Below are 12,238 nucleotides of genomic sequence, written 5' to 3'. Positions count from 1 at the left end.
GCACCGCTACAGGTGCGCCTCGCACGCTCGATTCACGGCACGGCGTCTCAGACCGTCCGCAGCATCCCGCCATCCACGAAGTAGGTCGCGCCTACGCTGTAACTGGCCCGCGGCGAGCAGAGGAACACGATGAAGTCCGCGAGTTCCTCCGGCGTCGCGAAGCGCCTGATCGGCGCGTGCTCGTCGGCCACGCGCTGTAGATAAGCTTCCCAGTCTCCACCGTCCTGAGCGCTCAGCTGTTTCGCCGTCTTGATCCAGTCCGGCGTCAGCACGAGCCCGGGATTGATGGTATTCACGCGGATGTTGTCGCCGACGAGTTCGTTCGCGAGGTTCTTCGAGAACATCATGAGGGCGGCCTTCGTGACGTTATAGATAGGCTCGTAGCCGAGCGGCTGCACCGCACAGATCGACGCGTTGTGCAGGATCACGCCACCGCCGCGCGCTTTCATGCCCGGCGCGAGGCCGCGTGCGAGCCTGACCGCGGCCATCACGTGCAAGTCCCAATACGCCTGCCATTTCTCGTCGGGCGCGGCCATGATGGTCTCGTTGCTGCCCGTGCCCGCGTTGTTGAAGAGGATGTCCGCGCCGCCGAAGCTTTCGAGTGCGCCGCGCACGAGCGCCTCCACGCCGGCGGATGTGGCGACGTCGCAGGCCACCGGCACGGCCTTGACGCCGTGTTTCGCGGCGATCTCGCGTGCAGCGCACGCAAGGCGCGCCTCCTGCCGCGCGGCGAGTACGAGGTTCACCCCTTCGGCCGCCAGGCCTTCCGCCACCGCGAGTCCGATGCCCACGCTTGCGCCCGTCAGCACCGCCACCTTGCCGCGCAGTTTCAGGTCCATTGCTGTCTCCTTGTCATGAAAAGTTCACCGGATAAGGCTGGGCCGCCGCGTCGTCATTCTTCTGCAACGTCTGACGGCGATCAATTATTTCGGGAGCACGTCATACAGACTTCCTCGTGTCTCGTGCTTCGAGCCTGACTCCACCCGACTCCACGCTCCCGATCACCTTCTGACGTCGACAGGAATCCCATGAACACGCCTACTCCCGCGTCTGGATCCGCTTCCCGCTCACACCGCAAGGACCGCGCGCCGGCGCTGCCGTTCTTCTGGCCGATCGCCGCCGCGGCCGCCATGGTTCAAACCGGCATCCAACTGTCCGCGAAGAATCTGGCCTTTCTCGCCGAAGAGGAGAAGATCCACTTCGGTTTGCATCCGGCCCTCGCGACACCGAGCCGCCCGCTGCTCGATCTGCGCACCATGGTGCTGCGCGACTACTCCTCGACGCCGCACGCGAACCACAGCGCCGCGGCATCTCACGCTGCGTCGTCCGACACAGTTCTACCGACCATCGTGGACGCGCCCTACGCGGGCCACAGCGCGATGATCGCCGACTTCCAGCCCGGTCAGAGTCTCATGGAAACGCTGCGCAAGCATGGCCTCAAACGGCTTTATCTAACCGACTGGAAAACGGCAACGCTCGACATGAAGGATCTCGAGATCGACCAGTATCTCGCCGAACTGAACGTGTGCGTGGACGAGCTGGGCGGCCGCGTGAACCTGATCGGCCTGTGCCAGGGCGGCTGGATGGCGGCGATGTTCGCGGCGCGCTTTCCCCACAAGGTGGCGAGCCTCGTGCTGGCCGGCTCGCCCATCGATACCGACGCGGGCGACGGTCCCATCAAGCAGATGGCCCACACCTTGCCCCTGTCGTTCTACGAAGACCTGGTGCGCCTGGGCGACGGCCTGATGCGCGGGCGGTTCATGCTGCGGGGCTGGAAGAACATGCATCCGGACCAGCACTACATCACCGATCACGTCGACCTCTACGAGCACATCGACGACCCGGCGTATCTGAAGAAGGAAGAGGCGTTCGAAAGCTGGTACGAGAATCCCGTCGATCTGCCGGGGCGCTGGTATCTCCAGGCCATCGGCCAGATTTTCAAGGAGAACCGGTTCGCGAAGGGCGAGTTCGTGGCACTGGGCAAGCGCCTCGACCTGCGCACGGTGACGTGCCCGGTCTATCTGCTGGCGGGCGAATCTGACGACATCACCACGCGCGAGCAGGTCTTCGATGCGGACAAATACCTCGGCACGCCGCCCGCGGACATCGTGAAGAAGCTCGTGCCCGGCGGGCACATCGGGCTTTTCATGGGGTCGCGCACGCTGCGCGAAGCGTGGCCCGGCATTGCGGCCTGGGTCGCCAGTGCCTCGGCGCGATCTGCCTCAGCCTGACTGTTTCGCGGGCTGCTTCAATGTGGGAGCGGGCCACGTCAGCGTGACGGTCACGCTGCCGTGGCGAGGTATGTCGATGGTGCGGGCGCGTTCGACCCGGTCCGACGTGGCGATCAGCCGATAGTGGCCCGCAGGCAGCTTCGCGTACAGGAACGGACCGTCCGAGCGCGTGGTGAAGAGCGTCGAGCCGTCCGCGTTTTCCACGCGCACGGCAACGTCGGAGAGATACGTTCCGGCGGACGTCGCAAACGTGGCCCGCATGCTGTAGTCCGTGCGGACGGCGCGCATGGCGTCGGCCTCGTCCTGACCTACGCCGCCCGAGACGTAGGCAATGCCATTCGCGTAGTGCACGTCGAGGCCAGGCGCCTGACTTGCCACGGCCCCAGGCTCGCCGCTGTCCACCATCAGCCCCACCTTGCCGCAGTCCATACCGTAGCTGCGCATCGTCGCCTCGCCGTTCGGACCCACGCCAGATTTGCCGCCGTGCATGCCGCTGTCCGCGCCGCCCCGCGCGCCACCTTGCGCGCCGCGCATGCCGCGGCGCGTCGGCGAGGGTAACGCCACGCCTTTTTCCTTCGCGCGGGCCACCAGCGTGTCGCGCATGCGACGCGCGATGGCGAGGCGCTCGTCGAGCGTCGATGCGTTGTGCATTTCATTGCAGTAATCGAGCCGCTCCTGGGGCGAAACCAGCTCGCGCGGTTCGACGACGGGCGGCTTGCCCGGCCCCTGGGCGATGCTGGCAGACGAAACGGCAAGGAGCGCGGCAACCAGCAGCGCGGCCTTGAACAAGGGACTTCGAACAACGGACATGGGCATTTCCCCGGGCAACGGATGCGAACGCGAGTGCGTTCCATCGTGCCGCCGGGTGTTGCTGCGACGTTGATTTGGGTCAAGCGTGAGGCGTCGCGAAAGGGCCGTCCTCAAGAAGGGCGGATAAGCGCGCGTCTGTGCTCCACGCGCCAAAAAGGTGTGGAGGCCGGCTCAGCCCGGCCGATTCTGATCTCCCGGAAAGTTCGCGCAGCGCGAACTGATTTATCATCGCCGACTTGCGGGTCCCGAAAAGGGAATACTTGCGGTGAATTAGGCGCTCGCAAAATTTTTTATTGCGGCACTCGCAAAAAATGGCATATCCAGTTTGCATATATGCATCCGGCTTGCCGTTTCCGGTTTGGTCGCGCAGCCCCCTGTTGCGGTAGCGGCGCCAGCGGTGCCCCATCCGGGCGCCGCCTCGTCGGGCCCACGGAGCCGGACCCCGCAGCCGGATTCCTCGTCTCCGTTGCTTCATGGCGAGGGCGGCCAGGCGAGGGAGTCGCCTCAAGTAATCTAAAGAACTGCCGATAAACGGACACTGGCTGTCAGTCCAGGCTGGATCGGCCGGCTATGCGAGTGCATCGCCAGAGTGCACCGCGCGCATGCACCCCGGGCGGCGTCCGCGTTCTGAATGGATTGTGCGCATCGCTCTTTTTCGGTTTGCGGCTTTCCAGTCGTTACTCGGCGCCTAGACAAGAGATGAACAAAGCAATGTCATTCAGTGGATTCAGGCTGTACAGCGGACGTCGGAAAACGCCGGATCACGCGGCCTGGCGCGCCGTGGCACGCAGGTCGGTCCGGGAAGCCATGCGCTCGGTCGAGGAATATTCGATTTACGAACTCGACGCCCGCGGCCGCATCGCCACCTGGAACAGCGGCGCCGAGAGCCAGATGGGGTATCGCGCGAGCGAAGTCATGGGGCGCCATTTCGGCCAGCTGTTTTGCGCCGAAGAGGGGCGGGTAAGCGAGGCCGAGCGCAGCCTCTCGAGCGCCGCGGCCGAAGGCCGCTTCAGCGGCGAGCTATGGCTGCGCCGCAAGGACGGCACGCAGTTCTGGGCGCGCATGGTCGTGACGCGGCTTTCGCACAGCGTGCGTCGCGCGGCCGGCTATCTCGTCATCACGCACGACCTCACCGATTTGCGGCGCCGCGAGGAAACGGTGCGGTTCACGCTGGATAGCGACGAGCAGGCCGTGATCCGTACCGACGCCCATCAGTGCGTGACCTTCATGAACACCGCCGCGGAGCGCACCACGGACTGGTCTTCGGAGCGCGCCATCGGCAAGCCGCTCAAGGAAGTGCTGCGCATCGTCGACCGGCACGGGCGCCCCTGCAATTTCGACCCGCGCCAGTGGAGTTCGCGCGGCGCGGCCGCGGAGCGGCGCGAATTCAACAGCATGCTGGTGAGCCGTCACGGCAAGAGCTACGACGTCGACGTGTCCGTGTTCGCGATGCCCGACACAACGGGGCGTCACGGCGAAGCACTCGTCGTGTACTCGGACCGCACGAAGCATCGGCGCTTTCATCGCGAACTCGTACGAGCCGAGATGCACGATCGGCTCACCGGCCTGCCGAATCGCGCCGCGTTCGAGGCACGGCTCGACCAGGCGCTGCATCAGCATGTGGACCATGGTCGTGTGCATACGCTCTGCATGATCGATCTGCACGGCTTCGGCATGATCAACGAAGCCGACGGCAGCCTTGCGGGCGATACGCTGTTGCGCCAGGTGTCGCGGCTGCTCGTCCACGAACTGCGCGATACCGATCAGCTCGCGCGCCTCGGAGCCGACGAGTTCGGCGTCTTGCTCTACGACTGCCGCCTGCATCAGGCGCAAAAGATCTGCGCACGGCTGCTGCAGGAAATTCGCGCGCTGGAATTCGCCTGGGGCGATCACGTCTACGATCTGGGCGCGAGCTTCGGGCTGACCGAATTCGCGGACCGCACACGTTCGGTCAGCGACCTGATGAGTGAGGCGGGCATCGCGCGTTCGTCTGCGAAGGCTGCGGGGCGCAACCTCATCTTCACCTACACGCCCGGCGTGGGCGACGCAGCGCGCCAGCATTCGGCGCTGCGCATCGCGTCGAGCATCAAGTCGGCGGTGAAGGCGAACCGCTTTCGGCTCTATGGGCAGGAGATTCGCGCCCTGCCGGCATCGGGCGATGCACGGCCCCACGTCGAAGTGCTGGTGCGCATGGTGGACGAGGCGGGGCAACTGGTGATGCCAGGCGCCTTCATTCCGGCCGCCGAACGCAACAACCTGATGGTTGACATCGACCAGTGGGTAATCGGCGCGGTGATTCGCGACATCGGGCCCACGGTGGCGGATCTGCCTAACGTGATGCTCTCCATCAATCTGTCGGCGAATTCGCTGAGCGACCCGTCCATGGTTTCGTTCATGCAGGATCTGCTGGATGGATCGGCGCTGCCGCCCGAGCGGCTCTGCTTCGAAGTGACGGAGACCGCCTTCGTCACCAATCTCAAGCAGGCGATGGAGTTGATCGAGTTCCTGCGCTCGCGGGGTTGCTCGGTCATGCTGGACGACTTCGGCGCGGGCGTGAGTTCGTTCGGATACCTGAAGCAGTTCCCGGTGGACTACATCAAGATCGACGGCCACTTCGTACGCGACATCGTGAACAGCAATGTGGACCGCGCGATCGTGGAGTCGATTCACGAGATCAGCGGCAAGCTCGGTGCGCGGACCATCGCGGAGTTCGTCGAGTCGCCGGCCATTCTGGGCGTGCTCAACGAGATCGGTATCGACTACGCGCAGGGCTACGCGATTGGACGGCCCATGCCGTTCGCCGATCTGCTGCAAACGCTGCGCGGCGGCCAGGCTTGAATGGCCGGAGTGGGGCGCGTGCCGCTCACTCGTCGTCGCCGTCTTCGATGGCTTTGCGCTCGCGTCGTTCTTCGTTGCCGCGCCTTGCGCGCAGCCGCTGGCGCGAGAGCTGGACGATCACCTCGCCGGTGCTGGCGCCCGCAGGAATCTCGTTACGGATCACGTCGGGCACCATGGGCAGGCCCGAGCGCTGCCGCCGCAGCGCCTTTGCAATGGCCCTCCGGCACTCGTATCCGTGGCAGTCCCATTCGTCACGGATCTTTCCGCAGTAACGGCACTTGTTCATGACGAACAGTCTAACCGCATTCGCCCATGCCGCCGGGCGCGTGCGGGTACGGGCGTTGCTCGTCTTTGGGCATGGAGCCCGCACAACCCATATCCCCTTTCCACGCGAACCGGCGTCCCGGCTCGCTTTTCCGTTTCGCTTCGTGGGCGCAGTGGCGAGGCGCGCGCGCCATCGCGGCGCATACGCGCGTACCGCCGCCCTCCGGTCCCGGCCGCAAGCCGCCGCCCGACCCGTTGCCTGAAATCGATCCGGATCGCATGCCGCCGCCCGGCGACGATGACGACGCGGATCTTCCGCCCGACCCGGACCGTTTGCCGGAGGTCGATCCGCCGTCGCGCGAGCCGCCCGTTGGTTTGTGCCGCGCGTGAAGCGGGAATGGAGCGGAAATGAAGCGGGAACGAAGCGTAAAACAGACCGCCATCCGGCTCACCTGCTGATTTGCCGTTCCCTGCCGCTCAGGTGGTTGCGGGCCGCTGCTTGCCGGCCCAGCGCGCGGACGCGCCGGCTGTTTCGGGCGTCGTGGCGTAGCTCTGCTGGGCGAGCACTTCGATCGGATCGTAGCGCCTGCGCACGAGATAGATGGGGCGGTGCTTGGTCTCGAAGTACACGCGGCCCAGATACTCGCCGATCACGCCGATGCCGATGAGCTGAATGCCGCCGAGAAACAGGATGATGCTCGCAAGCGACGCATAGCCCGGCACCGCGTTGCCCTTGAACAGCGTGCGCACGACGATGAACGCGCCGTACAGCACCGCGAATGCCGCCACCGTGGAGCCCACGTAGGTCCACACGCGCAGCGGCAGCGTGCTGAAACTCGTGAAGCCTTCCAGCGCGAAATTCCACAGCTTCCATCCCGAAAACTTGGTGCGGCCCGCCACGCGCGCATCGCGCACGTACTCGACCACCGTGGAGCGAAATCCGACCCACGCGAAGAGCCCCTTCATGAAGCGCTGCCGCTCGGGCAGGAGCTTGAGCGCTTCCAGCACTTCGCGCGTGAAGAGCCGGAAGTCGCCCACGTTTTCCGGTATGTGCTGCGGCGCGAGTGCGTTGTGCACGCGATAGAACATCGCCGCCGTCTTACGCTTCGCGAAGGTGTCCGTATTGCGATCCACGCGTTGCGCGAGCACCACGTCATAGCCTTGCCGCCATTTTTCGACGAGCCGTGGAATCACTTCGGGCGGGTCTTGCAGATCGGCATCGAAGGGAACGATGACGTCGCCGTTCGACTCGTCGAGGCCTGCCGTCAGTGCGGACTCCTTGCCGAAATTGCGCGACAGCTCGACGAGCTTGACCTTGCCGTAGCGGCGCCGCACGGTCTGCAGTTTGGCGAGCGTGGCGTCGCGGCTGCCGTCGTCCACGCAGACAATCTCGTAGTCGAGTCCTTCGAGCGAGGCGAGCACGGGCACGACGCGCGCGAACAGATGGTCAACGGTATCTTCTTCGTTGTAAAAGGGCACCACCAACGAGAGGAGCATGGTTCTACCTGGAAGTTCGGGCTGCAGGTTCGGATGATCGGCGCGCATGGCGGGCGCCGCGAATTGCGTATAACCGTGCGCCTCGTGCGCCGGGCCTTCGGTGCGAAAGCACACATACGCCCGGGTGGCGCGCCTTTACGGTGACCTCTGCACATGCTTGCGGCAATCTTCTCGCCAGTCGTCGGCAGACCATGGATCGCGCCTCGCGCGCACAGGGACCCCATCGATGAACACGACGAACCCGGGCACGGCACCCGACCCTGCAGCCTATGAGACCACCGCGCAGGACACCGCGCGCACGTCGCGCGTGCAGCGTTCCCCCGCCGATACGCTTTTCGTACCCATCGCGCTCGCCATCTTCGGGCTCGCGGTGATGCTTCGCGTGTACCACCTCGACTATCTGCCGTTGTGGAACGACGAACTTTTTTCGCGCTACTACTACGACCTGTTCGGCGCGAAATTTCTCGTCACCACGGGGCTCACGCTCGAACCCACGCCGCCGCTCTACTACTTCATGCTCGAACCGTGGATGACGTTGTTCGGGCACAGCGAAGTGGCGTTGCGTTCGCTTTCGGTGGTGGCATCGCTCGTGGCCTTGCCGCTCGTCTATGCGGTGGCGCGCGAGCTGTTCGGGCGCACGTCGATTGCGCTCGCCGCGGCCGCGCTGTTCGCCGTCTCGCCCATGGCCGTGTATTTCTCTCAGGAAGCGCGCGTGTATATGTTCACGCTGATTCCCGCGGGCATGATGTTGCTGGGCATTGCGCGATATCTGCGACAACAGCGCAACGGCGACTTGCTGCTCTACGCGGCAGGCGCCGTGATCTCGCTCTACAGCCACGCGACGTTCACGCTCGTGGTGGCCGCGTGCAACGTGGTGGTACTCGTGTCACTTGCGTTCGGCGCGCTGCCAGGGGCCGCTGCGACGGATAGGGAAGCGCGCGCCACGCAACACGCCCGCGTGAGCGCGATCGTTCGCTGGCTGGCGGCGAACGTCGTCGTCGGCATGCTGTGGCTGCCGCTTCTCATGGCGATGCTTTCCATCGGACGACACGGCACCGGGCTCTCGTGGATTCCACCGCTGTCGTTTCGAGATCTGCTCGTGGTGGCGAGCGGACTCGTGGCAGGCCCTATCGCGAGAATGCGCTTTCCCGGCATCGAAGTGGCGGCGCTGTTGCTTGCGGTCCTTGCCGTGACGCTATGGACCACGCGCATGCCGCGGCGCGCGGCAGCGGTGCTGGTCGCCATCCCCATGCTGTTCGTCGTGCTTGCGACTGTCGCGAGCATCAAGCAGCCCATTCTGTTGCCGCGCATTCTGTGCTGGACCACGCTGCCGTTCTCGGTGGCGCTGGCCTGGGCCGTCGTGGTGCCGTCGAAGCTGCGCCTCGCGGCACGTGTGGCCACGCTCATCGCATTCGGTGTGGGCCTCTACTGGCAGATCGCGCTCGCCGATGGCGCGAAGGCACCGCTGCGCACCGTGTTTGGCGACACGCGCACTGAGCTGATGCAGGCCGACGAAGTCGTGCTCGCGCCTTATACGTCGGCGGTGCTGCTTGCCTATTACGGGCCGCCGCTGCGCCAGCTGGTCAAGTGGCACGACCCCGCGGTGACGGGCATCGAGAACGAAGAGATGATCGAGAAGCTCGGCATCGCGCGGCGTGACGTGCAAGAGGTGGCCAACGATATTCGCGCGGGCAAGCCGGTCGTACTCGTTTCGGCGTCGCCGGACGCGCGCTTCATGCCGTTGCTGATGGACCAGGTGCCGGCGCCCGTGCGTCGCGTGGAATCTACCTGCAACGTGGTGCCGCTGCATGGCGTGAAGCCGCCGCCTTGCATTGCTGTCTACGCCTGGAACACGCGCAGCGCGACGATGTCGGGGAGCGCAGGCAATGTGGGCAATGCAGGCAAGGTGGGCAACACCGGCAACGGACCCACCCAATGAGCACACAGGAAAGGGCCGTGCGCGACGAGTCCGCCCGCCATCCCATCGACGATGGCGGGAAGCGCCGCTTCAAAGCCCGCGTACTGCGCTTTGCGCGCTACGCGCTGATGGGCCTCATGGGGACCGCCGTGCAGTACGCGCTGCTCGTGGCGCTCACCGCGACGCATGCCGCGAGTGCCGTCATCGCTTCCACAGCCGGTGCGGCGGCGGGAGCGGTGGTCAACTACCTCCTCAATTACCGCATCACGTTTCAAAGCAGCGCGAAGCACGCACACGCGGCGCCGCGTTTTTTCGTGGTTGCGGCGGCCGGCATGGTGGTCAATGCGTGGGTGATGCACGCGCTCGTCGAGCGCCTGCACGTCTATTACCTGCTCGCGCAGTGCGTGGCGACCGGCGTGGTGCTGCTGTCCGGCTTCGTCGTCAATTCGGTGTGGTCGTTTCGGGCGCGATATTCGGGCTGAAGACCGCCGGACTCACCGCGCGCGGCGTCCACGCACGCCTCGGTCAGCGCGGCGAACGAAGCGGCGGGGCGTGGCAGCTCGTCGTGAGCGGAGGCATCGTTCTCGCGGGCCGATGGCGCGAGATCGGACACATCGGGTACGCCTTCGGTGTCGTTCGGCAATGCGATGCCGAGTACCAGATTCGTCGCGCGCGGCTGCAATCGCCGTATGAGATTGCGCAGCCAGGGCGGGGCTTCGCGCGCGTGCAGCGTCGCGATACAGATCACGGTGTCGCGAGGCGGCCGGGCGTCGTCCATGCGTGTGCGGGAGAAGCGGTCCGAGCCCGTCACGGTGGCTTCGACGCCGCGCCGGTTCAAGAGCTGGGCCGTGGCGGCGGCCACGATGCCGTCGTACTCGCCGCGGCCGCGAACGCAGAGCACCGGCCTGCACGTGCGGTCATTCATCGGCGCGCCGCGCGCAGCACTGCCCGGCCGCGCCTGCCGGCCTTTTCGGCGCTCACCGTGTTCGGACAAGGAGGCCGAAGCCGACGCAGAGGCCGCCATCCCGGCCGCATCGCTGACTGCATCCCCGGTGCCGGCCGCATTCGACACCAGCCCGTCCATCACCGCGAACGCCGTGCGGCGCACGCGCGTGATCTGCTCAGGCGGCACGACGCCGCGCTCGACGTCGTCGTAAGCCAGCCGCAGGCAATCCAGCAGCACCTCGTCGTACCACGCTTCCAGCGGCCGGCCCGCGAGCACCGTATCGGCCTGGGCGAGGGCGTCGGCGGCGTCGCCGGCCAGCAAACGGTGATAGAGGTTTTCGCCGGGCGTGAGCACGGGGTGATCGCCAAACAGCACGTCGAGAAATTCCACGCGCTCCACGTGTCGCCCCAGCGTGACGAGGCACAGCGTAAGCGGTGTGGAGAGGACAAGCCCCACGGGCCCCCAGATCCAGCTCCAGAACAGCGCGGAGACGATCACGGCAAACGGCGAGAGTCCCGTGCTGTTGCCGTAGAGCAGCGGCTCGACGAACTGCCCGGCGGCGAGTTCCACCGTCACGAAGAGAATCGCCGTCCACGCGGCCATCCACCATCCGGGCCCGATGGCCGCGGCCAGCAGCACCGCGAGCAATCCCGCGATCCATGCGCCCACGTAAGGCAGGAAGCGCGCAAGCGCCGTTACCACGCCGAACAGCAGCGCACCCGGCACGCCGATGATCGCGAGGCCGATGCACGCCAGCGCGCCCACCCCCGTGTTGATCGCCACCTGCGCGAGGAAATAGCGGCTCAGACGACGAGCGGCTTCGTCCATGGCGGTGGTCGTGCGATGCAGGTCGCGTGCCCCGAACAGGCGGATCAGCCGGTCGCGCAGGTCTTCCCGCTGCAACAGAATGAAGATCGCCACCACGGCGACGATGCCGGCCGTCTCCAGCGGACTCACCACCGGCGAGGCGAAACGCTGCATCAACTGGAGCGGCGAAGGCGTGGGTTCGTGGACTTCCACGGGCATCGGCGGGCGGTCTGAAGGACTCGCCGAGCGCTCGCGGTTCGCTTCGTCGTCGCGCGGCGGTGCGACGTGGTTGAGCGCTCCCGAGGCGCGGCGCAGCAACGCGTCCGCGCGGCCAATCGTCTCTTCGTGCAGCACTTGCGCCTTGTGTTCGAACGCCGCCTGATAGCGGGGCAGGTCGCCGGCAAGCTGCGCCACCTGGGCGCCGATCAGTACGCCCGTCGCGGCGATCACCGAGAGCGCCACGAGCACCGCCGCGATCACCGATGGAACGTGGCGAAAGCCCACCCGCTTGAGCGCCGTGGCGAAGGGCGCCAGCAGGAAGCTCAGCAGCACGGCCAGCGTGATGGGCATGAGCACGGCGCGACCGAAGTAGAGCGCGCAGATCGCGATGATGCCCGCCGCCATCGAGGTCAGCGTGCGCAGGCCGGGCACCTCGGGCGGCCGCACGCGGGCATTCTCGCGTCGCGGGGGAAATGACGGATTCATGATAGGGACAAGGCGAGCAAGCCGCATGCCGCCTCTGCACAAAAGGCCGCCGAACACCACAAAAAGGCGCGACGGCGGGTGCGCGGCTCACTTACAATGGCCTGCGCCAGAACCGGTCGTTCATGTTTCCAGCATGCTGCGGGCGGATGTCCTGGACCAGATCATTGCTGCCAGCACGCGGGCGCACCGGCATCAAAACTGCGTCACCTACGAGAAGCAAAA

General features: G+C 66.0%; 10 protein-coding genes. 5 read left to right on the top strand and 5 right to left on the bottom strand.

Annotation, left to right across the window (positions count from 1 at the left end; translation table 11 throughout):
- Nucleotides 1-47 precede the first annotated feature (47 nt).
- Nucleotides 48-839, bottom strand: coding sequence for an SDR family NAD(P)-dependent oxidoreductase (locus PXJ20_RS21290; protein WP_017777493.1), 792 nt, complete (start codon nt 837-839; stop codon nt 48-50).
- Nucleotides 840-1,028: 189 nt separating this feature from the next.
- Between PXJ20_RS21290 and PXJ20_RS21285 the strand changes: the two genes are divergently transcribed.
- Nucleotides 1,029-2,231 carry an alpha/beta fold hydrolase gene (locus PXJ20_RS21285; RefSeq protein ID WP_421031082.1) on the top strand — a complete coding sequence of 401 codons (1,203 nt, stop codon included), beginning with the start codon at nt 1,029-1,031 and terminating at the stop codon, nt 2,229-2,231.
- On the opposite strand, the gene PXJ20_RS21280 is transcribed toward PXJ20_RS21285, so the two are convergent.
- A complete protein-coding gene (locus PXJ20_RS21280) occupies nt 2,223-3,041 on the bottom strand; it encodes a hypothetical protein (protein WP_421031081.1) in 819 nt (272 codons plus the stop codon). The two genes, PXJ20_RS21285 and PXJ20_RS21280, sit on opposite strands and share 9 nt — an antisense overlap.
- 711 nt (nt 3,042-3,752) lie before the next feature.
- On the opposite strand from PXJ20_RS21280, the gene PXJ20_RS21275 reads away from it, so the two are divergent.
- Complete coding sequence (locus PXJ20_RS21275) at nt 3,753-5,879, top strand: EAL domain-containing protein (RefSeq protein ID WP_421031080.1); 2,127 nt, start codon at nt 3,753-3,755, stop codon at nt 5,877-5,879.
- Between the two features lie 25 nt (nt 5,880-5,904).
- Here the strand turns inward: PXJ20_RS21275 and PXJ20_RS21270 are convergent, their stop codons facing one another.
- Nucleotides 5,905-6,165, bottom strand: a complete 261-nt coding sequence (locus PXJ20_RS21270) for a hypothetical protein (protein WP_026121988.1) — start codon at nt 6,163-6,165, stop codon at nt 5,905-5,907.
- Nucleotides 6,166-6,236: 71 nt separating this feature from the next.
- On the opposite strand from PXJ20_RS21270, the gene PXJ20_RS21265 reads away from it, so the two are divergent.
- Nucleotides 6,237-6,533 carry a hypothetical protein gene (locus PXJ20_RS21265; RefSeq protein ID WP_421031079.1) on the top strand — a complete coding sequence of 99 codons (297 nt, stop codon included), beginning with the start codon at nt 6,237-6,239 and terminating at the stop codon, nt 6,531-6,533.
- An 87-nt stretch (nt 6,534-6,620) separates the two neighbouring features.
- On the opposite strand, the gene PXJ20_RS21260 is transcribed toward PXJ20_RS21265, so the two are convergent.
- Entirely contained in the window at nt 6,621-7,640 is a 1,020-nt protein-coding gene (locus PXJ20_RS21260; RefSeq protein WP_026121989.1) for a glycosyltransferase family 2 protein, read from the bottom strand.
- Between the two features lie 226 nt (nt 7,641-7,866).
- On the opposite strand from PXJ20_RS21260, the gene PXJ20_RS21255 reads away from it, so the two are divergent.
- Nucleotides 7,867-9,579 (top strand): glycosyltransferase family 39 protein, encoded by a 1,713-nt coding sequence (locus PXJ20_RS21255; protein ID WP_421031078.1) that lies wholly within the window; start codon nt 7,867-7,869, stop codon nt 9,577-9,579.
- Nucleotides 9,576-10,040, top strand: coding sequence for a GtrA family protein (locus PXJ20_RS21250; RefSeq protein WP_421031077.1), 465 nt, complete (start codon nt 9,576-9,578; stop codon nt 10,038-10,040). Before PXJ20_RS21255 ends, PXJ20_RS21250 begins: the two co-directional genes overlap by 4 nt.
- Here PXJ20_RS21250 and PXJ20_RS21245 read toward each other — a convergent pair.
- A complete protein-coding gene (locus PXJ20_RS21245; protein ID WP_421031076.1) occupies nt 9,944-12,016 on the bottom strand; it encodes an AI-2E family transporter in 2,073 nt (690 codons plus the stop codon). The genes PXJ20_RS21250 and PXJ20_RS21245 overlap by 97 nt on opposite strands.
- Between the last annotated feature and the right edge of the window lie 222 nt (nt 12,017-12,238).

Source organism: Paraburkholderia sp. A1RI_3L (assembly GCF_048957895.1).
In the GTDB taxonomy this organism is placed as follows: domain Bacteria; phylum Pseudomonadota; class Gammaproteobacteria; order Burkholderiales; family Burkholderiaceae; genus Paraburkholderia; species Paraburkholderia kururiensis.
The sequence above is the reverse complement of the archived record's forward strand: the minus strand, read 5'-3'. Positions and strand labels throughout refer to the sequence as shown.

Bases quoted from the DNA above. Each gene is read 5' to 3' on its own strand.
- PXJ20_RS21270 (WP_026121988.1), bottom strand. From the start codon at position 6,165: ATGAACAAGTGCCGTTACTGCGGAAAGATCCGTGACGAATGGGACTGC.
- PXJ20_RS21290 (WP_017777493.1), bottom strand. From the start codon at position 839: ATGGACCTGAAACTGCGCGGCAAGGTGGCGGTGCTGACGGGCGCAAGC.
- PXJ20_RS21275 (WP_421031080.1), top strand. From the start codon at position 3,753: ATGTCATTCAGTGGATTCAGGCTGTACAGCGGACGTCGGAAAACGCCG.
- PXJ20_RS21255 (WP_421031078.1), top strand. From the start codon at position 7,867: ATGAACACGACGAACCCGGGCACGGCACCCGACCCTGCAGCCTATGAG.
- PXJ20_RS21265 (WP_421031079.1), top strand. From the start codon at position 6,237: ATGGAGCCCGCACAACCCATATCCCCTTTCCACGCGAACCGGCGTCCC.
- PXJ20_RS21245 (WP_421031076.1), bottom strand. From the start codon at position 12,016: ATGAATCCGTCATTTCCCCCGCGACGCGAGAATGCCCGCGTGCGGCCG.
- PXJ20_RS21250 (WP_421031077.1), top strand. From the start codon at position 9,576: ATGAGCACACAGGAAAGGGCCGTGCGCGACGAGTCCGCCCGCCATCCC.
- PXJ20_RS21260 (WP_026121989.1), bottom strand. From the start codon at position 7,640: ATGCTCCTCTCGTTGGTGGTGCCCTTTTACAACGAAGAAGATACCGTT.
- PXJ20_RS21285 (WP_421031082.1), top strand. From the start codon at position 1,029: ATGAACACGCCTACTCCCGCGTCTGGATCCGCTTCCCGCTCACACCGC.
- PXJ20_RS21280 (WP_421031081.1), bottom strand. From the start codon at position 3,041: ATGTCCGTTGTTCGAAGTCCCTTGTTCAAGGCCGCGCTGCTGGTTGCC.